This window comes from Enterobacter sp. 200527-13 (assembly GCF_027924865.1).
Classification (GTDB): Bacteria; Pseudomonadota; Gammaproteobacteria; order Enterobacterales; family Enterobacteriaceae; genus Enterobacter; species Enterobacter ludwigii.
Genome location: NZ_BSCM01000001.1, coordinates 1,277,925 through 1,302,450, shown reverse-complemented (window position 1 = coordinate 1,302,450; position 24,526 = coordinate 1,277,925). Strand labels below are relative to the sequence as shown.

The window sequence follows — 24,526 nt, the reverse complement described above, 5'->3', positions numbered from 1 at the left end:
CTTGCTGATTAAACTCAAAAAAGAACGAACGCATCAGGAGGATCGCCTGCTCGCACTCTGGCTGGCGACCTCTGCAGGCTTGCTCAACGCCATCGCCCTCGGGGCATTTGGCTTTTTTCCCTCCCATATGACCGGCAATACCTCCCAATTATCCAGCGAAGTTTCCTCTACCGATCTGAATGATATTTTGTTCTTTGGCGCCATTATTCTGTCTTTTGTTGCCGGCGCAATCATGGCCCGTATCATCGTGTTATGGGGGATTATCCATAATATCAGGCTGGTTTTTTGCCAGATACTGTTGGTCGAGGGATTATTACTGACCGGCGTTTCCTGTTACGAGATGTATTTCCATGCCCTCACGACTAACCGTGAAATTATTATCTTTCTTTGTGGTCTGATGGGGATTCATAATTCAACATCGACCCAGCTTTCCGGCGGCCGGGTAAGATCAACCCATATTACCGGCACGCTGACGGACGCGGGAATATCTCTGGCCTCGGTCCTGGTGGCGATGCTCCGTCGGGATTATTCCAAAGATACGGCAGCGCAAAAAAGTCAGCTTAAAACCCACTTAACCACCATTTTCTCGTTTATTACCGGCGGTATCGCCGGGCTGCTCCTGTTCAGGTGGATTGGGTTTAACGCCATGCTGGCGCTTGGGGTGATGCTCGTCGTTGTCGCCGCCTTTTCCATCATCAGCACCTCAGTGCGCGTTCGCCGGGTGCGCGCCGCCTTCAGCCGATAATGAGGGTCGCAGGCGTGAGGAGACGCTCACGCCATGTGACACTGTCACATTTTAAATTACGCTTTAGGACAATTCTGTCTGCCCCACAGCCAGCCCTTGCTCCATAAGGCTTAACCTAAGGTTGTCACTAATTTCATAGGGTTACTGATTTTCCCCCTTCGCTGGAACCCATCCCAAACGCTTGCTATAGGTCAACTACCCCTGCCGAAACATGGCATAACAACAGGCAACCCGTGGTTGCTATAACGCATGCGCACAGGGAGACACATCGCAATGCACCCATTACTCAAACGTTCGCTGCTTTTTGTCGGCGCCATTATTGTGGTCGTTGCCCTCCTCACCTGGGGAATTGGGCTGGATACAATTAAGGCGCGTCAGGTTGACCTGATTTACCTCGGGCAACAGCATTTAATCCTGGTATTCTCATCCATGTTCTTTGCCCTGCTGATAGGTATTCCCAGCGGCATTTTGTTGAGCCGCCCGTCAGCACGCGGTATCGCTGAATACGTGATGCAGATCTTTAACGTCGGTAATACCCTGCCGCCGCTGGCCGTTCTGGCGCTGGCAATGGTGGTGATTGGTATCGGTGATACGCCTGCGATTATCGCCCTGTTCCTCGCCTCGCTGCTGCCGATAGTGCGAAACACCTATGCCGGACTGTGCTCGGTTCCGGCGTCGTTACTGGAAGCGGCTAATGGCATTGGGATGACGAAATGGCAGCGTCTGCGCCAGGTCGAACTTCCCAACGCCTGGCCGGTAATGCTCTCCGGGATCCGCATTGCCACCGCCATCAACGTGGGTACCGCCCCGCTGGCCTTCCTGATTGGTGCCAGCAGCTACGGCGAACTGATTTTTCCCGGTATCTACCTCAACGACTTCCCGACGCTGATCCTCGGCGCGGCGGCCACCGCCCTGTTTGCTCTGATCCTTGACACCCTGCTGGCTGCGCTGGGTCGCGTGATGAGTCCGCATCTCGCTCGATAACAATAACAAGGAGCTTTTATGAGACTGATATCCAGCCTGACGGCGCTGTGTGCCGCGGCACTGTTCACCAGCCAGGCGATAGCGGCCCCGCTGATCCTGGCGACAAAGAGCTTTACCGAGCAGCACATTCTCTCGGCCATGACCGTCCAGTATCTGCAAAAGAAGGGGTTTCAGGTCCAGCCACAGACCAATATTGCCACGGTCATTTCCCGCAACGCGATGATCAACAAACAGATTGATATGACCTGGGAGTACACCGGCACGTCGTTAATCATTTTTAACCACATCAACAAGCGCATGTCGCCACAGGAGTCTTACGAGACGGTGAAACGCCTGGACGCGAAGCACGGTCTGGTATGGCTCAACCCCGCCGATATGAACAATACCTACGCCTTCGCCATGCAGCGTAAACGCGCCGAAGCGGAACACATCAACACCATGTCTGAAATGGTCGCAAAGATTGAGCAGATCCGTAAAACCGATCCTGATAAAAACTGGCTGCTGGGTCTGGACCTCGAATTTGCCGGACGCAGCGACGGGATGAAACCGCTGCAGGCGGCATACAACATGGAACTGGATCGCCCGCAGATCCGCCAGATGGACCCGGGCCTGGTCTATAACGCGGTGCGGGACGGTTTCGTCGATGCCGGGCTTATCTATACCACCGACGGGCGGGTAAAAGGCTTCGACCTGAAGGTGCTGGAAGATGATAAAGGCTTCTTCCCGAGCTATGCGGTCACTCCCGTGGTGCGTAAAGACACCCTTGACGCCAATCCGGGTCTGAAAGAGGCGCTGAATACTCTCTCCGCCCAGCTCAATAACGACGTTATCACCGAACTGAATAAGAAGGTGGATATCGACCATCAGTCACCGCAGCAGGTCGCCCGTGATTTCCTGCGTAGCAAACAGTTGCTGTAGGAGGCGCTATGGAGACGATTCACTACATTCTGGATAACTGGGACTATCTGTTAACCCTGACGCTGCAACACCTGTGGCTGGTGGCGCTGGCGGTTGGGCTAGCCATACTCATCGGCGTCCCTCTGGGGATTTTGATTGTCCGCCACAAATGGCTGGCGACGCCGGTGCTGGGGATTGCCACCATCGTGCTGACGATACCGTCCATTGCGCTGTTTGGCCTGATGATCCCGCTCTTTTCGCTGATCGGTCAGGGCATTGGTGCCCTGCCCGCTATCACGGCGGTGTTTCTCTACTCGTTGCTGCCAATTGTGCGTAACACCCATACCGCGCTGGACAGCCTGCCGCCGGGCCTGCGTGAAGCCGGACGTGGTATCGGGATGACCTTCTGGCAGCGTTTGCGCTGGGTTGAAATCCCGATGGCACTGCCGGTGATTTTTGGCGGTATCCGCACCGCCGTCGTGATGAACATCGGCGTGATGGCCATTGCCGCAGTGATTGGCGCTGGCGGCCTTGGCCTGCTGCTGCTTAACGGCATCGGCGGTAGCGATATTCGTATGTTAATTGCGGGTGCGCTGATGATCTGTCTTTTAGCGATTGTGCTCGACTGGCTGCTGCATCGTCTGCAGGTCGTTCTGACTCCAAAGGGGATACGATAATGATAAAACTGAAAAACCTCACCAAACAATTTTCACAGAAACACGGCCAGAGCGTTAAGGCCGTCGACAACGTCAACCTCAACGTGCCTGAAGGGGAAATGTGCGTCCTCCTCGGCCCGTCAGGCTGTGGGAAAACCACCACCCTGAAGATGATTAACCGTCTGATCGCACCAAGCAGCGGCACGATCCTGATTAACGGCGAAGACACCAGCGGGATGGATACCGTGACCCTGCGCCGCAATATTGGCTACGTTATCCAGCAGATTGGTCTGTTCCCGAACATGACCATTGAGGAAAACATCACCGTGGTGCCGCGCATGCTGGGCTGGGATAAAGCCCGGTGTAAAACCCGCGCCGAAGAGCTGATGGATATGGTGGCCATGGACCCGCATAAATTTCTCAACCGCTATCCGCGTGAAATGTCCGGCGGTCAGCAGCAGCGTATCGGCGTGATCCGCGCCCTGGCGGCGGATCCTCCGGTACTGCTGATGGATGAACCGTTCGGTGCGGTGGACCCGATAAACCGCGAGGTGATCCAGAACCAGTTCCTGGAGATGCAGCGTAAACTGAAAAAGACCGTGATGCTGGTCAGCCATGACATCGACGAGGCCCTGAAGCTTGGGGATCGTATCGCCGTCTTCCGCCAGGGGCGTATTGTCCAGTGCGCCAGCCCGGACGAACTGCTGGCAAAACCGGCGAATGAGTTCGTCGGCTCGTTTGTCGGCCAGGACCGTACGCTCAAGCGTCTGCTGCTGGTATCGGCAGGCGATGTCACCGACCAGCAACCGACCCTCACCGTGCGCGGCTCTACCCTGCTTTCTGAGGCCTTTGCAACCATGGATGACAACGATATTCGCGCCATTACCGTCGTGGACGATCGGGGTAAACCGCTGGGCTTTGTGAAGCGTCGGGAAGCGCGTAATGCCAGCGGCACCTGTGCCGATATCCTGCATCCGTTCCGTATGACCGGCAAAGCGGAGGATAACCTGCGCGTGGTGCTTTCACGGTTGTATGAGAGCAACACCAGCTGGATGCCGATTGTCGACGAAGAGGGCCGCTATAACGGCGAGATCTCACAGGATTATATTGCCGAGTATCTCAGCTCCGGCCGTACGCGCCGGGCGCTGAATATTCACAGCGAGAGTTAAGCGAAAACACTCCGCCGGGCGGGCCAGACGTATGGCGCTGACCTGCCCGGCGGCACGCTCCCCTACAGCGCGTTTGCTCAGGCCGACACGGTTCATCGCACGCATACCTTTTGCTAACCCCGCGATTTCCCCTCACAATATTGTATCTCCCACGTTTAATTGCGGCCCATGCAACGTCTTCACGCTTATCCCGACATCCGCGCGATGTTTCGCAGACTTCTGATTGCCACCCTCACCGGCATACTGGCCGCGCTGGCCGTCGCGGTGTTCCGCCACAGCATGTATCTGCTGGAGTGGCTGTTTCTCAGTAACAACAGCGGCAGTCTGGTGAATGCCGCGGCGGCGTTATCCCCGTGGCGTCGCGCGCTGACGCCCGCGCTGGGAGGGCTGGCGGCGGGGTTATTGTTGTGGGAATGGCAGCGGCTTACGGCGCAACGTCCTCATGCGCCGACAGATTATATGGAAGCACTGGAGACGGGCGACGGCCAGTTTGATTATGGCTCGAGCCTCGTAAAATCCCTTGCGTCACTGCTGGTTGTCTCCAGCGGGAGCGCCATCGGCCGCGAAGGTGCCATGATCCTGCTTGCGGCGCTGGCCGCCTCCTTTTTCGCCCAACGCTTTACGCCGAAATCCGAATGGAAATTATGGATTGCCTGCGGAGCCGCGGCCGGGATGGCCAGCGCCTATCACGCGCCCCTGGCCGGCAGCCTGTTTATTGCCGAAATTCTGTTTGGCACGCTGATGCTGGCCTCGCTCGGGCCGGTGGTGATTGCGGCGGTGGTAGCCCTGCTTACCACGCGACTCTTAGCGCCCGGTGCCGGTACGCTCTATGACGTCCATCTGAGTGGCCTACTCAGTGCGGCAGATTATGGCCTGCTTGTCGCGACAGGCCTGCTGGCGGGCCTGTGCGGACCGCTGCTGATGTGGTTAATGGCGTTCTGCCATTCGTTATTTCTGCGTCTCAGGCTTTCGCCGCCCTGGCAACTGGCGCTCGGCGGAGCGATCGTCGGGCTGCTGTCGCTCCTGACGCCTGACGTGTGGGGGAATGGCTACAGCGTGGTTCAGGCTTTTCTGCTCGCCCCACCGCTGCTGTCCGTGATAGCAGGTGTATTTATCTGTAAATTGCTGGCGGTACTGGCAAGCAGCGGTTCTGGCGCGCCGGGCGGGGTTTTCACACCGACGTTGTTTGTCGGCATGGCCACAGGAATGCTGTTTGCACAACTCTTCGGGCTGTGGTTTCCGGGATCTGAAACGGTGATTTTGCTGGGGCTGGCAGGCATGGCGACGTTACTCGCCGCGACGACCCATGCGCCCATTATGTCTGCGTTGATGGTCTGTGAAATGACCGGGCAGTATTTTTTGCTGCCCGGTTTGCTGATTGCCTGCGTGATCGCGTCCGTCTTGTCGCGGACGTTACGCCACGACTCGATCTACGGACAACATGCGACCGAGGGAAGAGAGATCGATGTACTGCGCTAATTCACGCTGTTCGGCACGTGGCAGATAAGGCAGCTCGCCCACCAACGGTCCCGGCAGTTTTTTGCTGAGCACGTCGATGATTTCCGCGTAGTGCGCCAGGCCCGGGTTGATACGGTTTGCGACCCAGCCAATCAACGGCAATCCGTCATTGGCAATCGCCTGCGCCGTCAGAAGCGCATGGTTGATGCACCCTTCCTGAATACCGACCACCATGATCACCGGCAGTTGCTCCTGCACCACCCACTCAGAAAGCGGGCGCAGATCGTTCATCAGGCTGCGCCATCCGCCGGTACCTTCCACCACGACATGGTCGGCCATCTCGCTCAGGTTCGCCAGACCGTCGGACAACAGGGTGTAATTAATCAGACCGCTGTGCGCCACGCTGCTTTCATCTTCGCTTAAGGCAATGGGATTGATCGCGTGATATGGCAGTTCCAGTGACGAGACGCTTTGTAATACCAGGGCGTCTTTATTCCGCAATCCTTCGGGCGTCTCTTTACTGCCTTTTGCGACCGGTTTGTACCCTGCAACGCGTTTACCGCTTGCTGCCAGAGCCTGTAGCAACGCGCGGGATACAACTGTCTTGCCGACAGAGGTATCTGTACCCGTAACAAAGAAACGCTTAAGCATGACTCATTCCACCTCTTGGGTATGCTTCGAAAATATAAACCAGAGAAATAATTCAGTGGGGGAAGTCTACGGGATGCGTGCGCTACCCAGCTTGAGATAGCGCAATTTTTCGTACATCTGCGGAAAAGAGTTAACCCTGTAACAGGCGGATCAACAGCGAGCCGTTATACATGGCGTCCTTGACCAGGGCTGCACCAGCCATGGTGCCCTGATTGGAAAACTGGGTGCTTTCCACGGCAATATTTTTGCTGTAGGCCGGGAGCGCCTGTTGATGAATACAGGCCGAGATAGCCGGGAAGAGAATTTCCGCCGCCTGACTCAGCGGTGAGCCAATCAGGATTTTTTGCGGGTTGAAGAGATTCACCATAATGGCCAGAATGCGGCCAACGTTATTCCCCACTCCGGTAATAATATCCTTTGCCAGCAGATCCCCCTGACGCGCTGCGGCGCAGAGTGAATCGACGGTCAACGGTTGTCCGTGCAGCGAAGAGCTCATGGACTGGCTGAGCCTGACCTGCGCCAGCTCCAGCACGCTTTCCACGCTGGCGATGGTTTCCAGACAGCCATGGTTGCCGCAGTAACAGCGCTTGCCGTAGGGATCGACCTGCGTGTGGCCGATTTCGACCAGGCTACTGCTTCCGGCATGCAGAAGGCGTCCGTCGGTGATGACGCCCGCCCCGACGTTATGGTCAATCACCACCTGAATCACGTCCCTTGCGCCGCGGGATGCGCCAAACAGCGCCTCCGCCATCGTCCAGGCGCTGATGTCATGCTGAATATAGACCGGCACGCCGGTGTGATTTTTCAGCACCTCGCCCAGCGGCATCTCTTTGACATCGTCGTAGAACGGCATGCGGTGCACGATTCCATTTTCGGTATCAATAATACCCGGCATGGTGATCGCAATGGCCGTTAAGCGTTCAAGGCGTTGCTGATGGCGAATAAAGAAGTGATCGATATGGGTGACAATGGCATCGAGGAGCGATTGTTCAGCCTTGAGCGGCAGTTCCAGCCGGTCTTCTACCACCAGCTTGCTGCTTAGATCGCGCAGGGCAAGGAAGATCTCTCCCCGGCTAATGCGCAGTGACAGGTAGTGCCACGCTTCGGTCTCCACCACCAGGCCGACCGCCGGACGGCCGCGGCTGCCCGGCTCCTGAATTTCCGTCTCCTGGACCAGGTGGGCTTCCAGCATTTCACGAACAATCTTGGTAATACTGGCAGGTGCCAGTTGTGCCAGGCGCGAAAGATCGATACGCGAAACCGGGCCAAGCTGATCAATCAGGCGATAAACCGCGCCAGCGTTGGTCTGCTTAATCTGATCAATGTGCCCTGGCTGACTATCAGCAACCACCTCGTACTCCCTTATTTTCGAGCATCGAAATAAACTGTGGGCTATGGTGAAGCACTTCAATGGCCGTCGTCAAATATTTACTTAGCCATGTGATTTACTGCACATTTTTACCCACTTTTCCCTCTAAATATTGTCCTGCAGAGGCGCTTAACAGCTGTGCTTTAAACCGCTGCGCTGCATGGCTCTGCTCATGATGTTTCGACCATACCAGCCACATTTCCGAAACAGCATCGTCTTCGGCGATAGCAACCCAGCGCATTTCACGCAATTGTACCCGTTTAAACGAGGCCGGAAGAATAGAGACGCCCAGCCCCGCCGCGACCAGACCAATGATGGTCATCGCTTCCCCGACTTCCTGCGTAATGATCGGGGCAAGATCGTAGCGTCGTAACAGGCCCAGAATATCGTCGTACAGACCGGTACCTACCTGCGGGTCGAAAAAAACAAACGGCTCTTTTGCCAGCTCTGCCAGCGTGACCGCCGAACGCGAGGCGAGCGGATGATCGTGCGGGATCATTGCCATCAACGGTTCGCGCAGAATAACCTGCCACGCCAGCGTATCCGGGAGTTGGGTGTTACGCATCAGACCTAAATCAAGAGAACCTTCATTCAGCGGAGCGATTTGCTCGCGGGTATTAATTTCGCGCGTCTGAATATGCACATCCGGAAAATGCCGGCGAAACGACGACAGGGTCTGTGAAACAGCGCTGATAAACGGTGCAGACGAGGTAAACCCAATCCGCAACTCTCCGGTTTCTCCGTGATAAAGCCGCTCTGCCCGGGCTGCCGCCTCATCCACCATACTGAGAATTTGTCGGCTGTCGGCCAGAAATTGCTTCCCGGCCGCCGTCAGGCTCACGCTGCGGTTGGTCCGTGCCAGAAGGCGCGCCCCGACCTGTTGCTCAAGGATCTGAATCTGCTGGCTTAGCGGGGGTTGTGAGATATTCAGTCTTGCCGCCGCGCGGCCAAAATGAAGCTCTTCAGCGACGGCGACAAAGTAGCGCAGATGACGCAGTTCGATATTCATATTTTTAAAGTATCATTTGAGATTATTAATATATTAGACAGAATATTTACATTTTCCTACTCTGATCGTGTGGTCATACCCGTCACCCGAAACCACGGGGATGTTTAAGCAAGGACATTGTGTGAGTCGTACATCTACCATTGATATCGATCCGGCCAGAGATATTGATGATTTACCCGCAGCATCGCAGCCGGTTCAGTTCATTAAACGTGGTACCCCCCAGTTTATGCGCGTCACGCTGGCGCTTTTCTCAGCGGGTCTGGCAACCTTCGCCCTGCTCTATTGCGTTCAGCCGATCCTGCCCGTTCTTTCCCATGAATTTGGCGTATCGCCTGCCAGCAGCAGTATTTCGCTCTCCATCTCTACCGGCATGCTGGCGATTGGTCTGCTTTTCACCGGGCCACTTTCCGACGCCATTGGCCGTAAACAGGTGATGGTTACCGCCCTGATGCTGGCTTCGATTTGTACGTTACTCTCCACGATGATGACCAGCTGGCACGGTATCCTGGTGATGCGCGCGCTGATTGGGTTATCCCTGAGCGGCGTGGCGGCGGTCGGGATGACCTATCTCAGCGAAGAGATCCACCCGAGCTTTGTCGCCTTCTCTATGGGGCTGTACATCAGCGGGAACTCGATTGGCGGAATGAGTGGACGTCTGCTGAGCGGGGTGTTTACGGACTTCTTTAACTGGCGTATTGCGCTGGCGGTGATCGGCTGCTTTGCCCTTGCGTCTGCGCTGATGTTCTGGAAAATCCTTCCGGAATCACGTCATTTTCGTTCCACCTCCCTACGCCCGAAAATGCTGTTTATCAACTTCCGTCTGCACTGGCGTGACAAAGGGTTGCCACTGCTGTTCCTGACCGGCTTTCTGCTGATGGGCTCATTCGTTACGTTGTTTAACTATATCGGTTATCGCCTGATGCTCTCCCCGTGGCATCTGAGTCAGGCGGTGGTGGGTCTGCTCTCTGTGGCGTATCTCACCGGTACGTGGAGTTCACCTAAAGCCGGAGCGATGACGGCCCGCTTTGGACGCGGTCCGGTTATGCTGGTCTCTACCGCCGTCATGCTGCTCGGCCTGTTGATGACCCTTTTCGCCTCCCTGTGGCTTATCTTCGCCGGGATGCTGCTTTTCTCTGCCGGTTTCTTCGCCGCTCACTCGGTGGCCAGCAGCTGGATTGGGCCACGCGCTCGCCGGGCCAAAGGCCAGGCGTCGTCTTTGTATCTGTTCAGCTATTACCTCGGTTCCAGCTTTGCGGGGACGCTGGGTGGGGTGTTCTGGCATAACTATGGCTGGAACGGCGTGGGCGGTTTTATTGCGCTGATGCTCTGCGGGGCGCTGTTGGTAGGGACCCGTTTACACCAGCGTCTGCACTGATTCAGGGTTTGAAATCGAGCGTGTAGTTTTCCCCGATACGCTCATCAGGTACCACTGGGAGCACATGATCGTCACTGGCAGACTGTAAGGCCGCAATGGCGGCCTTACACAGCTCAGGATCGCTGCCTTTTACCACCTGAATGTGGGTCACATAGGCCGCGCCTTTGGGCTGGTGAATCTTTAACGAACAGAGCTTCCCTTCATACTGCTCTGTGGTTGTCATCCTTTGTTTCACTGTTTCCACATACGCAAACGCCCATGCGTGCGCGGAGTCTTCTTCGGTGTTGAACGGGATTACGTCATGATGATGTGTCTGGCATCCCGTCAGCAACACTGCAATCCCTACACTCACAACCTTGTTCATTTTCCATCCGGCAGTCGTTTTTTTAGGGTTATAACACAGCGTTACTGAACGAAATAGCACCAAACTCTAAGGGGTAATGGCTTGGATTCAGGCGAGAATTTTGATACTACTCACTCTTCATGTCTGAAACATCGCCTTGCAAAGAGAAAACGAAATGAGCGAAAACAGCCACTACCAACAACTCACCCGCACCTTCCAGCGCCTCTCCCGTTTCTCCCACCTCTCCTCCATCGCCAGCTGGGATATGTTTACCATGATGCCGCCGGGTGGCAGTGCTGCGCGCGGTGAAGCGCTGGCCGAAATGAGCGTTCTGCAACACCAGATCCTGACCGATAAAAAGGTGGGTGAATGGCTCACCGCCGCGGCCGGTGAGGACCTGAATGATATTGAACAAGCCAACCTGCGTGAAATGACGCGTCATTACCAGCAGGCGTCGCTGTTGCCGGAAGCGCTGGTGGAAGCCAAATCGCTGGCAGGCAGCAAATGTGAGCACGCCTGGCGTACTCAGCGCCCGGCCAATGACTGGCAGGGGTTTGCCGCCAACCTAAAAGAGGTCGTCAAACTGAGCCGCGAGGAGGCTCGCCTGCGTGCTGAAGCCAAAGGCTGCAGCCCTTACGACGCGCTGCTGGATATTTTCGAACCGGACATGACCAGCGCGCGCCTGGACGTACTGTTCGCGGATATGAAATCCTGGCTGCCGGACCTGCTGGAAAACGTTGTGGAAAAACAGGCTCAGCAGTCGTTCGTTCCGCCGCAGGGCCCCTTCCCGACGGCAACGCAGCGTGAACTTGGGCTTGAAGCCATGAAGATGCTCGGCTTTGATTTTAACGGTGGTCGCCTGGACGTCAGTGCACACCCGTTCTGCGGTGGCGTGCCGGAAGATGTGCGCATCACCACGCGTTATGATGAGGACGAACTGCTCAGCGCGCTGTTTGGCGTGATCCACGAAACCGGACACGCGCGCTACGAGCAAAACCTGCCGCGAACGTGGGCCGGTCAACCTGTCTCTCTCGCCCGTTCAACGGCGATCCACGAATCCCAGAGCCTGTTCTTTGAAATGCAGCTGGGGCGCAGCGACGCTTTTCTTAAACATTTCCTCCCTGCGGTTCACGCCCGTTTTGGCAGTCAGGCGGCGTTCAGTGAAGAGAACTTTATTGCCTGGAACCAGCGCGTGAAACCGGGCTATATCCGCGTCGATGCCGACGAAGTCAGCTACCCGGCACATGTGGTGCTGCGCTATGAAATTGAACGTGCGCTGATCAATGGCGATATCGAGGTGGATGACATTCCGGCGCTGTGGGATGAGAAAATGCAGGCCTGGCTCGGGTTATCAACCAAAGATAACTACCGCAACGGCTGTATGCAGGACATTCACTGGACCGACGGCGGTTTTGGCTACTTCCCGTCCTACACGCTCGGCGCGATGTACGCCGCGCAATTGTTCCATGCGGCCAAAACGGCGCTGCCGGGTCTGCAGTCCTCCATCGCTGAGGGCGATTTCTCCGCCCTGTTTGACTGGCTGCGTCAGAACATCTGGCAGCACGGTAGCCGCTTCACCACTTCGCAACTGATTACCCAGGCGACGGGTGAAGACCTGAATATCCGTTACTTCCGCGAGCATTTGACGTCCCGTTATCTGTAATCCAGCGGCCGGAGTACGCTCCGGCCGTTTTCCTTTTGCGCACCCTGTACCGCCCTTTGTACATTCCGTTACACGCCGATACCAATCACTCACGGAAACCCCGAATTTACAGGGATATAGTTCTTTCAACGGCCCCGCAGTGGGGTTAAATGAAAAACCAAATTCGAGGGTATGAACATGAAAAAAGTATTAGCTCTGGTTGTTGCCGCTGCTATGGGTCTGTCTTCTGCTGCGTTTGCTGCTGAAACCACTGCTGCACCGGCTGCTGCTCCAGCTGCAACAACGACTGCTGCTCCGGCAAAAACCGTACACCACAAGAAACACCATAAAGCCGCTAAACCTGCTGCAGAGCAAAAAGCCCAGGCTGCTAAAAAACACCACAAAAAAGCCGTTAAACAAGATGCCGCTAAACCGGCTGTAGAGCAGAAAGCGCAGGCCGCTAAAAAGCACCACAAAAAAGCGACCAAACCTGCTGTAGAACAGAAAGCCCAGGCCGCTAAAAAGCATCACAAAAAAGCAGTAAAACACGAAGCTGCTAAACCAGCTGCACAGCCAGCTGCGTAAGAGTACAAGCTTAACCGTGCCTTTCGGGGCACGTTGGTAAACCGGCGCTGAACCGGAAAGGTCCAGCGCCGTTTTTTTTATCCGGAGGGCGTATGCTGCGGCGCTATCGGTTTGAGCTGATTCTTATCCTGCTTATTTTATGCGCGCTCATCGCAAGCCATTTTTATCTTTCCTGATCGTAGCACGCTGATTTTACTCCCACTTTAGCGCTGTCCCGTCTATAGTATTTTTATAGGGTTCACTTTTAATAATCATAATTGCCCCCACCAGAGTGTGATATGCGTAAATCTGTTGTGTTGTTACTGGGAACGTTTGGTCTTTTTTCTGGATTCTCACATGCGGATGATGGCGGTGATGAAACCATTAGCGCGAAAGAGCTTAAAACGCTGTTTTTCGGTCATGACGATCGTACGCGCGTCGCCGATCCTACCCAGGCACCCTGGGATGCTATCGGGCAACTGGAAACCGCCAGCGGTAATTTATGTACCGCTACGCTGATTACCCCGCAACTTGCCCTGACGGCTGGCCACTGCCTGCTGACACCGCCAGACGGCAAGCCAGACAAAGCCGTTGCCCTGCGATTTGTGTCGCAAAAAGGGATGTGGCGTTATGAAATTCACGGTATTGAGGGACGGGTTGATGCTTCTCTCGGCAAACGTCTGAAGCCTGACGGTGACGGCTGGATAGTGCCTCCGTCAGCGGCATCCTGGGATTTTGGCCTGATCATTTTGCGCTACCCGCCTTCTGGCATTACCCCGCTTCCGTTATTTGACGGAGACAAAGCCGCGCTCACTGCCGCACTGAAAGCCGCCGACCGTAAGGTGACGCAATCAGGCTACCCTGTCGATCATCTGGACGCGCTTTACACCCACACGGACTGTATTGTCACAGGATGGGCGCAAAACAGCGTGCTCTCACATCAGTGCGATACGTTACCCGGTGACAGCGGCTCGCCGCTGATGTTAAAAACGGATAACGGCTGGCAGCTGATTGGTGTTCAAAGCTCTGCGCCAGCGGCAAAAGACAGATGGCGAGCAGATAACCGGGCCTTAGCCGTGACCGGTTTTCGTGACAAGCTGGAAGCACTGGCACAGCAGTAACTCAGCACTGTCTGACCTGACGTAACGCCCTGATTGATTCAATCGGCATCGGCTGGCTGAACCAGAATCCCTGCAGCTGATCGCAGCCAGCCAGCCGTAACAATTTCATCTGCTTTTCGTTTTCCACCCCTTCAGCGACCACCGCCATGCCCAGGGCATTGGCGATCCTCACCGTGCCGCTCACCAGCGCCGCCGCCTGCTCATCGTTGTCCACCAGCCCGGCCAGTGATTTATCGATCTTAATGGTGTCGAAATTAAAACGCCGCAAATAGCCAATACTCGAATAGCCCGTGCCAAAATCATCCAGCGCCACCGCGGTGCCCAGTGCTTTAAGGTTGGCAATCGCCGTGCGGGCACGCTCGGGGTTTTCCAGCACATAGGTCTCCGTGACTTCGAGCTGGAGTCGCCTGGCCGGGAAACGGGTGCTTTCCAGAACCCAGGCCACTTTTTCTTCGAATTCAGGGTCGCGAAACTGCGCCGGGGAGATATTAACGGAGAGCTTTAATTCGCTGTACGGCTCCAGATCCTGGCAGGCACGCTGCAAAACAAACTGGCCCAGTTTGTAAATCAGCCCGCTCGTTTCCGCAATGGAAATGAAGGTATCCGGACCGAGTTCACCTTCCGGACGACGCGGCCAGCGAACCAGCGCTTCCACACTGCTCATTTTCTGACTGCGGGCGTCAATAATCGGCTGGTACCAGACCTCAAACTCGTCTCGCTCCAGTCCGTTACGGATCTGGTTTTCAATCGCAAGCTTGCGTTCCCGGGCGTTATTCAGCGCCGCGTCATAGTGGGTGACACGCCCTTTCCCGCTAATTTTGGAATGGTACATGGCGATATCGGCGCGGCGAAACAGCTCGGAACTGGTGCATTCAATCAGGGTTCCGCTGGCAATCCCGATGCTGGCGCCGATATGAATAGTGCGCTCCCCCAGACGAATGGGGGTATTGAGAAAATCCAGTACCGATTCGGCAAAGGTGGTCGCCAGCGCTTCTGCCCCTTCACCGCCGATGGTCATGGCAAACTCATCGCCTCCCATGCGCGCCAGCATCCCGCCCGGTGGAACGCATTCATTCAGCGTTTTGGCGATGGTCACAATGAGATCGTCACCGACGCTGTGGCCGTAGATATCGTTGACGTCCTTGAAGCCATCCAGATCGATAAACACCACGCTTTTGACGTCAATATCGCCACGCAAACTCACGCGGTCCAGCGCTTCAATGAGTGCGCGGCGGTTCGGCAGATGGCTTAGCCAGTCCGTTCTGGCGACCAGACGCGCCTGGCTTTCTCCGCGGGCCAGTTTGTACAGGCCCACGCAGCTCACCATAATGAACAGCAGGATCAGCACCGATGCCAGCACCACTATCTGCGTGATATCAGATGATGCGGCCCGGGCCGCCTGCGCGCCAGGAAGGCGTGCCTGCCAGTTGAGGTAACCCAGTAACTCCCCAGCAGAACTGCGCAGCGGCATACTCAGACTGTTGATTTTATCCGGGGTAAAGTTGAGGTTATCAATCTGAAAGGTCTGCCCCAGATCGGATAATATGCCGCTATTCAAATGGCGGGTAATCACCAGATAGCGGCGTGTACCGTCGTTAACCTGTAATCGCCCGATCATCGGTCGGATCAGCCCTATTCCGACAAACGCGACGCCGTGACGCGTTCGGGTGATCCCGGCATAAATATTCTTCTGGCTGGGTAATTCACGTCCGTGCTGCTGAATAAGCGCTTGCAGGCCTTTGCCAAAAAAATCGAGATTCGTCTCCGCAAAAGGCTGGCTTTGAAACGATCCCCAGATGACGTTGAAATGCTCATCCAGCACGAAAGTGCCGTCATAGAGGTTATTGACTTTAAAGCCCGCTCCCCAGGTGTTGTATAACCATTCGGTATCGAGCTTTGGGCGGTAGACCTCGCGTACCGCATCGTCCCAGACGGCATTATCAATCACCAGGGTCGAGACACGGTTAACCGACGTTTGTATCGCACCCTGCACGGAAAGCGTGGTGCGGTGCTCGTCAATTTCATTGGTTTTGGTGCTGATCAGGTGCAGAGATAAATAGAGCAGCGCGACAATGGAGATGATTAAGCCGATCCCCGCCATGAAGATCATGGCGAACAATGTTCTCGCGGTGGGAATATTGCGCCAGCTTAATGTGCGATACATTAGCCATCCTCTTCAATGTTTTGCTTTTTTTAAGAGTAATACAGGCAGCGAATTTCGCTGCCTGTAAATAATGGCTTAACGTGTATCAGGCGAGTTTTATCATGATCATGCCGGCAAGCAGCAATATCAGTCCAATCCAACCTTTGTTATTTAAACGCTGACCGAACAGCACCCAGCCGGCTGCCAGGGTGGCGGCAATACCAAACCCGCCCCACAGCGCATAGGCCACACCCAGCGCAATTTTCTTCACTGCAAACGACAGGAAAATATAGGAAAGTGAAATCATCACCAGCATTAAAATAAAGCCGGTATTGCCATCGCTGACGCTTGCCCATTTCATAGACAGCGTGCCGGTAATTTCAGCGACAATAGCAAGGGCTAATAAAATCCAGTAAAACATGTTTTTCTCCTGCTTGAGAATATAATCCATCGTGGCCTGCTGCGTGCAGCAAACCAAAAAATATGAAATTAAATCAGACAGCTAAGCGCGTAGCGCCAGCTCAGGCAGAAGATGTGACTATAGCGCGTTGCGCCAGTGTTGCTCACCAGAAAGAAGGCAGAAGGAAGTGAAAAATACAGCGGTGTTGTTTGAAGAATACGTCCTGAACAAATTGTCCATAAAATTACAATTATCCGCGTTGTTGCTTCTCGTCTTTGCGGATGAAAATTGTCCTCGGTAGTTGAACACGCCAAATTTGTACCATAAGTAAGGCTTTTACTCAAAGTCTTTTCAATTCTTTACCCATCCCGTTTGATTTTGGTTAGTTTATTGAAACGGCTTTCGCCTTTATTATAAATAAAAATATTATTCAGGAACCCCCATGGCTAAACCCATCATTACCCTGAACGGGCTAAAAATTGTCATCATGCTGGGCATGCTGGTGATCATACTGACGGGCGTTCGTTTTGCCGCCGACATCATCGTGCCGTTTATTCTGGCCCTGTTTATTGCGGTGATCCTTAACCCGCTCATACAGCGCATGACGCGGTTCCGCATCCCGCGCGTGCTGGCAATCACGATGCTTATCAGCATCATTATTATTGCCATGGTGCTGCTGGTCGCTTATCTCGGCACCTCCCTGAATGAACTGACGCGAACGTTACCGAAATACCGCTCGTCGCTGGCGATACCGCTGTTGCAGCTTGAACCCTGGCTGCAGCGTGCGGGAATCGAAGTGTCCGTTGAGGAGTTGCTGAAGTACATTGATCCGAATGCCGCCATGACCCTCGTCACCGGCCTGCTGGCGCAGCTCTCTAACGCCATGACCTCGATTTTCCTGCTCTTTTTAACGGTGGTGTTCATGCTGCTGGAAGTGCCGCAACTGCCCGCAAAACTGCAGCAAATAATGGTCCGTCCGGTTGAAGGCATGGGGGCGATTCAACGCGCGCTGGATAGCGTCTCCCGCTATCTGGTCCTGAAAACCGCCATTAGCCTGGTCACCGGGGCCGTGGTCTGGGGAATGCTGATGGCGCTGGATGTCCGGTTTGCGTTCGTCTGGGGATTACTGGCCTTTGCGCTCAACTATATCCCCAACATCGGTTCGGTGCTGGCCGCTATTCCCCCTATTCTGCAGGTGCTGGTGTTCAGTGGGTTCTATGATGCGCTGATTCTGCTGGCCGGGTATCTGGTGATTAACCTGGTGTTCGGGAATATTCTTGAGCCACGCATGATGGGGCGCGGTCTGGGATTGTCCACGCTGGTGGTATTTCTGTCTCTTATCTTTTGGGGATGGCTGCTCGGCCCGGTCGGCATGTTGCTCTCCGTTCCGCTGACCATCATTGTGAAGATTGGCCTCGAACAGACGGCGGGCGGGCAAAGTATTGCCGTGCTGCTGAGCGATATGAGCCATAAGCCAGTCGAATAACCTCCGCAGATACCTGTCTCGTCCCCCTTACCGGCGGTGACGAGACAGGCAGGTGTTACGGCTTTCGCGCGCGGTGCCCGACGCACAACAAAATGGCTACTCGCGCCATCCCATTGCCGGTGCAACATGCTTCAGAATGGATTCGATAACATGCGCGTTGTAATCCACTCCGAGCTGGTTCGGCACGGTGAGCAATAAGGTGTCCGCTTCGGCAATCGCTTCGTCCTGTTTCAACTGCTCAATCAGCTTTTCAGGCTCAGCGGCATAGCTGCGTCCGAAAATTGCGCGCGTTTTCTCATCAAGGTAACCCACGCTATCGCTGTCATTCCGGCTTGCGCCGAAGTACATGCGGTCACGATCGTCCATCAGCGCGAAAATACTGCGGCTGACCGAGACGCGCGGATGACGAGTATGCCCGGCTTCCGCCCAGGCCTGTCGGTAAGCGCGGATCTGTTTTGCCTGCTGAATATGGAATGGCTCACCGGTTTCATCATCTTTCAGGGTTGAGCTTTGCAGGTTCATCCCCAGTTTTGCAGCCCATACCGCTGTCGCGTTCGACCCTGCGCCCCACCAGATGCGCTCACGTAAACCTTCGGAATGTGGCTCCAGGCGCAGCAGTCCCGGTGGATTTGGGAACATGGGTTGTGGGTTCGGTTTTGCAAACCCTTCTCCGCGCAGCACCTCAAGCAGTACCTCGGTGTGTCGGCGTGCCATATCTGATTCATTTTCCCCTTCCTGCGGGACATAACCAAAATGACGCCAGCCATCAATGACCTGCTCCGGAGAGCCCCGGCTGATCCCCAGCTGCAAACGTCCGCCGGAGATTAAATCCGCCGCGCCCGCATCTTCCGCCATGTACATCGGATTCTCATAGCGCATATCGATCACGCCAGTACCGATTTCGATGCTTTTCGTTTTCGCACCGATCGCCGCCAGTAAGGGGAACGGAGAGCTGAGTTGACGGGCAAAATGATGCACACGGAAATAGGCACCGTCTGCGCCCAGCTCTTCAGCGGCGACGGCCAGGTCGATGGATTGCAACAGGGTGTCCGCCGCGGAACGCGTGCCGGACTGGGGTGACGGTGTCCAGTGACCAAATGACAAAAAGCCGATCTTTTTCATAACGAGATATCCTGATGATGCTTTGCGTTATCTCTACTTTACGCATTACCCGGGGAGAATAAATGCCCTTTATTTAACGGAATAATTCAAATAAATTGACAGAATTGAGCGGATCGCAATGACGCCCCATAATGAGATATAGTGCGTCTTTCTTTTTCCCTGGCAGGTAAAACCGGCAATGGCTCTGATCCCTAAAAACTACGCGCGACTGGAAAGTGGCTACCGTGAAAAGGCATTAAAAATCTATCCCTGGGTCTGTGGACGCTGCTCACGCGAGTTCGTCTATTCAAACCTGCGCGAGCTCACGGTTCACCATATCGATCACGATCATACTAATAACCCGGAAGATGGCAGCAACTGGGAGCTGTTGTGCCTGTTTTGCCACGACCATGAACACTCGAAATACACCGAAGCAGATCAGTACGGTACTACCGTTGTGGCGGGTGAAGACGCGCAAAAAGACATGGGCGTGGCCACTTTCAACCCGTTTGCCGATCTAAAAGCGATGATGAATAAGAAAAAATAATTCCCTAATATTGCCCCTCTTCGTCATATGGGCCTCACAGTTACAGGTAAAAGGATATGGATACACTCCGTTGCTACTGGGACGTTTTTTTCAATGCTTATGGCTCACTGCTCACGAAAACCGTGCTGGTATTACTGCTGGTGTGGTGGTGTCATCAAACCCTGCAGCGCTTCAGAAAAGAAGCCCCTGACGCTACCGGCCCCATTGCCGAGGCCAATGCCAGAGAACGCTACCAGTGGCGCTACTTGCGGTGGGCTTTAAGTAGCATCCAGGGCATCCTTTCCCTGTATATTATAGGGTTGATTATTACGACGCTTTTTACGTAGCGGATACGGTTTCTGCCCTGAAGACGTCTCAGGTAGCCTCTGTATTTAACAGTCCGCATTGTCGATGATAAGCCGGGGACGCATGCGCAGACTCGATACAGTCCAGCGTCCCCCTGCGGATCACTCAACCGTCAGCGCAAAACAATTTTTCAGTACAGAGGCAATATCATCTTCTGCCAGCTGTTGCGTTTCCACGCCCTGCGCGGTGATCGTTTTCAGCACGTTACCCAACAAAATCTGGCGTCCTTCAGGGCGATGCTGTACGACGAGCAGCTTCTGCACAAAAATGGCGTCCGGGTGCGTGGAGTTAAGGTAGTTGGCAGGCACGAAATCAATCCACTCCTGAGGAGAGAGGTCAAAGCCGTACTGACTGGCCCATTTGCCCTCCACCCATGCCTGAAGCAGATACTCACCCTCAGCGTTACGGGTCAGCCGGAACGTGTCGAAATCCTGCCGGATATCCGTATCAAGCATGTCTAACGCCATCGGCGCACGGATGCCGTAGCTACCGAACCCGAGGTCACAAAGCCACTGACGACCGTCAATCTCAGCAATGAGTGCCATATGGGTTTTAGGCCGACGCACCGGGTAGAACATCGGGCGCGCCGCGACAAAACGCCAGCGAATGCCCAATGCCTCCAGCGCCATCGCAAATAGCCCATTCACCTCATAGCAGTAACCGCCGCGCTTCTGCCTCAACAGCTTATCGGCAATGTCTTCGGGGACCAGCGAAACGACTTTACCCGCCTGTACATCCCCATTTTCAAAGGGTATCGAAAAGAGCTGATGGCGCATCAGCGCATGCAGGGTTGCAGTATCGGCAGCCGCCGGGCCGGTATAGTTTATGCGCCTGAAATAGGCAGAAATATCGAAATTGTCGCTGTGCATAGTGCCTCCTTGTCTGGAACATGCCGGACACTATAGATGGGGCACTTCATTGGCTGTATAGTCAGTTTTATCGAAAATTTGACTGCACAGATCCCCATGGCCGCCCCGTCCCCCCATTACCGTCGGATTGCTGAGATGCTGCGTCTTACGCTGGCTTCAGGCGCGTTGCAAATCGGCGACCGGATGATCTCTGCACGTAAACTGGCCGAGCGCGAACAGGTCAGTCTCCCGACAGCACTGGAAGCACTCCGCTGTCTTGAGGCCGAAGGCCTGATCGTTGCGCGTCCGCGTTCGGGCTACTACGTCCGTCAGACCCGCCTGTCCCGATGCGTGCAGCCCACCCGTTCCCTGCCCGGCCCCGTGCCTGTGACAATGTCAGCCGTCGCGCGATCGTTATTCAGTAGTGCAGAAGCCCGGCTGGTACCGCTGGGGGCTGCCTTGCCCGACCCCGCGTGGCTGCCAGGCGATACCCTGCAACGTGCGCTGCAGTCTGCAGGTCGACGTCTGGAAGCGCGTGGGCAAAGCTATAGCCTGCCTCCGGGACGGGTTGATTTGCGCAGTAAGATTGCCGCCCGGGCAGCGCAGTGGGGCGGCCGTTTTGGTGCAGAGGATCTCATCATTACCGCTGGCGCGACACAGGCGCTGCGTCTGGCGTTGCGGGCTGTGTGCCAGCCTGGCGACGTGGTAGCGATAGAACAACCCGCCTATTTCGGTACGCTGTTGTTGCTGGAAGATTTGGGCCTGAAGGCGCTGGAGATCCCAACCGATCCTCAAGAAGGGTTGCTGCTGGCGCCGCTCGCCGATGCTATTCGGTGCCATCATCCAGCGGCCGTTCTGGCCTCGCCCACCGTGCAAAATCCGCTGGGTGCCAGTATGTCCGTCCCCCGCAAGCAGGAACTGGTTGCCCTGCTGGAAGATGCAGGCATCCCGTTAATTGAGGACGATGTTTATGGCGATCTGGTCGGCGAAGGGCAACGTCCTCCGGCCTGTAAAGCGTTCGACCAGAGCGGGAATGTCATTTACTGCAGTTCATTGTCTAAAACGCTTGCGCCCGGATGGCGCATCGGCTGGATTGCGGCCGGACGTTACCACGCCCAGGTCCTGCAGGCGCGTATGGCCGGAGACTGGGCTGGCGCGCCGCTGTTTGAGGCCGCAACGAGCGAAATCCTGGCCAGTGGCGACTACGATCGTCATCTGCGGCGGCTAAAGCGGCGCATCGCGGAGGGGATTGGTGCCGTCATTGCGCGCGTCAAGGCAAGCTTCCCTCCCGGCACGCGCGTTAACGTGCCGGCTGCCGGTTTCCTGTTGTGGGTTGAACTTCCACACCAGGTGAATGCACTGGAGGTGCACCGCCGCGCGCTGGCACTGAACATTGGCGTTAGCCCCGGGCCGCTGTTCTCCCCCCGCGCACACTTAACGAATTACCTGCGATTAAATTGTGCCAACGAACCCACGCCTCTCCTGCTGAATGCGGTGGATCGGATTGGCGCGCTTTGTCATGAACTGGCCGGCTCCTCTGGCCCTATTCCAGAAAGTGAACATTGAGCGTTCTTTACTCCCTGCATCCGGGTTCGCGTTTTTTACTGCCGTCAGAAACGCACTCCCCTTTTTTTACGGAATAATACGTGCCGCTCTTAGCTGCGAGAACAGGCTGAAAAACATCTCATCGGTTGCCTGCATTCGCGTGAACCCTGACCGGCGGAGCTTACTGCCGTCGCCAAACATGTCGTAATTCCAGCTAAAGACAAAATCGGCAAAATGCCCGTCGTTCAGCTGCAAAATATCCGCCTCCACCAACCGATCCCCGGCAATGTCGCGCCATAACGCACGATAGTCCTTAAACAGCTGATGGAATGACAATCTGACCGGCGGCGCAGAGTCCAGTTCAAACCAGCGAGCGATGCGCGGCCACAGCTCGCTCCAGCGCCAGATGTCCCCATTATTCACGTTGAAAGCCTGGTTGTTAGCCCTACGTGATGTGGCTGCCCACAGCGTTGCCTCCGCCAGCAATCCGGCGTCAGTATGATCAACAATGCTGTGCCAGGTCTGTTCCGAACCGGGAAAACGCAGAGGTAAACCCAGAGCCTTACACAGGGACGCATACAGTGCGATGCTCAGCGCAAGGTTCATGGTATTGCCTGGCACCGAACTGCCCACCACGCCTGGCCTGATGGCATTCCAGTGCCAGCGTTTTTCCCGCTGAAAATCACGGAGCCACGCGAGCTGAGCGGCGTTAAATTCTGCCCCGGGTACGCCCGGATCGCTTTCGCGTGCCGGGGTTTTGAACGGTCCCAGGTGCGCGCCATACACTTTGTATCCCTGCATCAGGCTTACCGTCTGCAAAGGTGCCGTTTTTTCAATATTGCTGACCAGGTTGCGCAACATCGTGACGTTCGGTTCAACCATTTCCGTCCAGCTCCCGGCATTCATCCAGGCGCTGTAAAAAATATGGGTGATCTCGCCAGCGGCTTGCAAAGCCCTGGCGCTATCCTCCGCATCCAGTAAATCAACGTTGATCAGCGAAATAGCATCAGGATGGGATAAGGCATGGCGGCTCAGGCCAATCACCTGCCATTTGTTGTCCAGGAGCGTTTTGACGAGCTGTCTGCCTACGATCCCGCTGGCGCCAGCGACCAGCGCGACGTTTTGTGGCTGCATCTTATTCACGGTGTTTCTCCAGTTAGGGTGACAGACACAGTGTGATATATTATTTTTCCCCTACATATCCCCTGAATTCGATGGCACTTATAAGAAAAAACATTAAATGAACAATAAGCTCAACGCCATTTCCACCTTTCTGCGCGTCGCAGAAGCGGGTTCCTTTTCGGCAGCCGCTCGCCAGAGCGGAATGAAGCAGTCTGCCGTCAGCCAGCAGATTGCCGCCCTGGAACAGGAGCTCGGGGTGGTATTACTGCATCGGACAACGCGAATGATGAAGCTCACCGAGCAGGGTGAACGTTATCGCCGTGATATGCAGCTTTTGCTGGATGCCATGCAGGAAGCGGAGAGACGGTTGAATCCTGCCGATCATCAGTTTCAGGGCAGCGTCCATGTTCAGTTGCCAAGCGGTCTGGGGCAGATCGTTTTGCCCCCTCTGCTGGCGCTTCAGCGCCTGCATCCGGCGTTGCACCTGACGCTGTCCCTCGATGACCGCATCGCCGACCTGGTGAGCGAAGGGGTGGATGTCGCGCTACGCCTTAGCGCTGAGCCTCCGCAATCGCATGCGGCACGTCTGCTGATGCGGATTGAAACCGCGCTGTTCGCTGCTCCCGGCTTTCAGGCGGTACACTCCGTCAGCGAACTGGCGGCACATCCCCATGTGCGATTTAGCGGCATCCCGCGGGATGCGCCTCTACGGTTGATCGCCGGTGAGGAAACAATTGACGTGAAAGTGCATACCGTTTTTCGTGCCAACACCAGTGACGCCCTGTTACAGGCGCTGGAGTCAGGCCTCGGGATTGGCGGCATGCAGCTGCCGCTTGCGGCAAAGGCGTTGCAAGCCGGCACGCTGGTGCCGGTATTACCGGCCTGGCGGTTACCTGACCGGTATCTCTATGCCGTCTACCCCGACGCCCGCTTTATCCCACAACGCGTCAGAAGCGTGATACAGGTGATCGAACAAATCCTGCCGACGCTTGCCAAATAACCGGCG

Annotated in this window: 24 protein-coding genes; 15 read left to right on the top strand and 9 right to left on the bottom strand. The window is 55.5% G+C overall.

The genetic code is table 11. The annotated features are described in order from the left end of the window. Window position 1: 1 nt before the first annotated feature. The 6 genes from QMG44_RS06200 to clcB all read left to right on the top strand — a co-directional run bounded on the left by QMG44_RS06200 (window position 2) and on the right by clcB (window position 5,930). Window positions 2–745: a YoaK family protein gene (locus tag QMG44_RS06200; protein WP_049022289.1), complete on the top strand. Its 744-nt coding sequence runs from the start codon at window positions 2–4 to the stop codon at window positions 743–745. 273 nt (window positions 746–1,018) lie between these two features. Next, window positions 1,019–1,729: an osmoprotectant ABC transporter permease OsmY gene (gene osmY, locus QMG44_RS06195; protein ID WP_068794563.1), complete on the top strand. Its 711-nt coding sequence runs from the start codon at window positions 1,019–1,021 to the stop codon at window positions 1,727–1,729. Between the two features lie 18 nt (window positions 1,730–1,747). After that, window positions 1,748–2,647, top strand: a complete 900-nt coding sequence (gene osmX / locus QMG44_RS06190; protein WP_014169861.1) for an osmoprotectant ABC transporter substrate-binding protein OsmX — start codon at window positions 1,748–1,750, stop codon at window positions 2,645–2,647. 8 nt (window positions 2,648–2,655) lie between these two features. Next, entirely contained in the window at window positions 2,656–3,303 is a 648-nt protein-coding gene (gene osmW / locus QMG44_RS06185) for an osmoprotectant ABC transporter permease OsmW (RefSeq protein ID WP_014169860.1), read from the top strand. Further along, complete coding sequence (gene osmV / locus QMG44_RS06180) at window positions 3,303–4,451, top strand: osmoprotectant ABC transporter ATP-binding protein OsmV (RefSeq protein WP_086532608.1); 1,149 nt, start codon at window positions 3,303–3,305, stop codon at window positions 4,449–4,451. The genes osmW and osmV overlap by 1 nt, the downstream gene beginning before the upstream one ends. A gap of 168 nt (window positions 4,452–4,619) precedes the next feature. Then, window positions 4,620–5,930 carry a voltage-gated ClC-type chloride channel ClcB gene (gene clcB / locus QMG44_RS06175; protein WP_086532609.1) on the top strand — a complete coding sequence of 437 codons (1,311 nt, stop codon included), beginning with the start codon at window positions 4,620–4,622 and terminating at the stop codon, window positions 5,928–5,930. Here the strand turns inward: clcB and bioD are convergent. From bioD to QMG44_RS06160, 3 genes are all read right to left on the bottom strand, one after another. Next, window positions 5,865–6,560, bottom strand: a complete 696-nt coding sequence (gene bioD, locus QMG44_RS06170; protein WP_014169857.1) for a dethiobiotin synthase — start codon at window positions 6,558–6,560, stop codon at window positions 5,865–5,867. The two genes, clcB and bioD, sit on opposite strands and share 66 nt — an antisense overlap. A 130-nt stretch (window positions 6,561–6,690) precedes the next feature. After that, on the bottom strand, window positions 6,691–7,911 hold the full coding sequence (gene mlc / locus QMG44_RS06165) for a sugar metabolism global transcriptional regulator Mlc (RefSeq protein ID WP_020884286.1): 1,221 nt from the start codon (window positions 7,909–7,911) through the stop codon (window positions 6,691–6,693). A 94-nt stretch (window positions 7,912–8,005) separates the two neighbouring features. Beyond that, window positions 8,006–8,938, bottom strand: coding sequence for a LysR family transcriptional regulator (locus QMG44_RS06160; protein WP_086532610.1), 933 nt, complete (start codon window positions 8,936–8,938; stop codon window positions 8,006–8,008). Window positions 8,939–9,059: 121 nt separating this feature from the next. Here QMG44_RS06160 and QMG44_RS06155 point away from each other — a divergent pair, with 121 nt between their 5' ends. Continuing rightward, window positions 9,060–10,313, top strand: a complete 1,254-nt coding sequence (locus tag QMG44_RS06155) for an MFS transporter (RefSeq protein WP_086532611.1) — start codon at window positions 9,060–9,062, stop codon at window positions 10,311–10,313. A gap of 1 nt (window position 10,314) precedes the next feature. Here the strand turns inward: QMG44_RS06155 and QMG44_RS06150 are convergent, their stop codons facing one another. Beyond that, window positions 10,315–10,677, bottom strand: coding sequence for a cell envelope integrity protein TolA (locus tag QMG44_RS06150; protein WP_025204320.1), 363 nt, complete (start codon window positions 10,675–10,677; stop codon window positions 10,315–10,317). A 154-nt stretch (window positions 10,678–10,831) separates the two neighbouring features. Between QMG44_RS06150 and QMG44_RS06145 the strand changes: the two genes are divergently transcribed. From QMG44_RS06145 to QMG44_RS06135, 3 genes are all read left to right on the top strand, one after another. Beyond that, the gene (locus tag QMG44_RS06145) at window positions 10,832–12,319 is read left to right on the top strand and encodes a carboxypeptidase M32 (RefSeq protein ID WP_086532612.1); all 1,488 of its coding nucleotides are present in this window, start codon (window positions 10,832–10,834) and stop codon (window positions 12,317–12,319) included. A gap of 177 nt (window positions 12,320–12,496) precedes the next feature. Next, window positions 12,497–12,883, top strand: a complete 387-nt coding sequence (gene asr / locus QMG44_RS06140) for an acid resistance repetitive basic protein Asr (RefSeq protein ID WP_025204322.1) — start codon at window positions 12,497–12,499, stop codon at window positions 12,881–12,883. Between the two features lie 278 nt (window positions 12,884–13,161). Then, window positions 13,162–13,983: a serine protease gene (locus QMG44_RS06135; protein WP_020884292.1), complete on the top strand. Its 822-nt coding sequence runs from the start codon at window positions 13,162–13,164 to the stop codon at window positions 13,981–13,983. A gap of 1 nt (window position 13,984) precedes the next feature. On the opposite strand, the gene QMG44_RS06130 is transcribed toward QMG44_RS06135, so the two are convergent. Further along, window positions 13,985–16,147: a bifunctional diguanylate cyclase/phosphodiesterase gene (locus QMG44_RS06130; RefSeq protein ID WP_020884293.1), complete on the bottom strand. Its 2,163-nt coding sequence runs from the start codon at window positions 16,145–16,147 to the stop codon at window positions 13,985–13,987. Window positions 16,148–16,232: 85 nt separating this feature from the next. Continuing rightward, window positions 16,233–16,547, bottom strand: a complete 315-nt coding sequence (gene mdtJ / locus QMG44_RS06125; protein ID WP_281853006.1) for a multidrug/spermidine efflux SMR transporter subunit MdtJ — start codon at window positions 16,545–16,547, stop codon at window positions 16,233–16,235. Between the two features lie 421 nt (window positions 16,548–16,968). Between mdtJ and QMG44_RS06120 the strand changes: the two genes are divergently transcribed. After that, window positions 16,969–18,012, top strand: a complete 1,044-nt coding sequence (locus QMG44_RS06120; protein WP_014169847.1) for an AI-2E family transporter — start codon at window positions 16,969–16,971, stop codon at window positions 18,010–18,012. Window positions 18,013–18,108: 96 nt separating this feature from the next. On the opposite strand, the gene QMG44_RS06115 is transcribed toward QMG44_RS06120, so the two are convergent. Beyond that, on the bottom strand, window positions 18,109–19,134 hold the full coding sequence (locus QMG44_RS06115; RefSeq protein ID WP_047744568.1) for an LLM class flavin-dependent oxidoreductase: 1,026 nt from the start codon (window positions 19,132–19,134) through the stop codon (window positions 18,109–18,111). A gap of 178 nt (window positions 19,135–19,312) precedes the next feature. Between QMG44_RS06115 and yajD the strand changes: the two genes are divergently transcribed. After that, entirely contained in the window at window positions 19,313–19,660 is a 348-nt protein-coding gene (gene yajD / locus QMG44_RS06110; RefSeq protein WP_014169845.1) for an HNH nuclease YajD, read from the top strand. A 56-nt stretch (window positions 19,661–19,716) separates the two neighbouring features. Then, window positions 19,717–19,986, top strand: coding sequence for a hypothetical protein (locus QMG44_RS06105; protein ID WP_014169844.1), 270 nt, complete (start codon window positions 19,717–19,719; stop codon window positions 19,984–19,986). Between the two features lie 120 nt (window positions 19,987–20,106). On the opposite strand, the gene QMG44_RS06100 is transcribed toward QMG44_RS06105, so the two are convergent. After that, window positions 20,107–20,874, bottom strand: coding sequence for an arylamine N-acetyltransferase (locus QMG44_RS06100; protein WP_020884297.1), 768 nt, complete (start codon window positions 20,872–20,874; stop codon window positions 20,107–20,109). Window positions 20,875–20,910: 36 nt separating this feature from the next. On the opposite strand from QMG44_RS06100, the gene QMG44_RS06095 reads away from it, so the two are divergent. After that, window positions 20,911–22,419, top strand: coding sequence for a PLP-dependent aminotransferase family protein (locus tag QMG44_RS06095; RefSeq protein WP_086532613.1), 1,509 nt, complete (start codon window positions 20,911–20,913; stop codon window positions 22,417–22,419). Window positions 22,420–22,485: 66 nt separating this feature from the next. On the opposite strand, the gene QMG44_RS06090 is transcribed toward QMG44_RS06095, so the two are convergent. Further along, window positions 22,486–23,541 (bottom strand): SDR family oxidoreductase, encoded by a 1,056-nt coding sequence (locus tag QMG44_RS06090; RefSeq protein WP_047744566.1) that lies wholly within the window; start codon window positions 23,539–23,541, stop codon window positions 22,486–22,488. 97 nt (window positions 23,542–23,638) lie between these two features. Here QMG44_RS06090 and QMG44_RS06085 point away from each other — a divergent pair, with 97 nt between their 5' ends. Beyond that, the gene (locus QMG44_RS06085; protein ID WP_044858837.1) at window positions 23,639–24,520 is read left to right on the top strand and encodes a LysR family transcriptional regulator; all 882 of its coding nucleotides are present in this window, start codon (window positions 23,639–23,641) and stop codon (window positions 24,518–24,520) included. Window positions 24,521–24,526 lie beyond the last annotated feature (6 nt).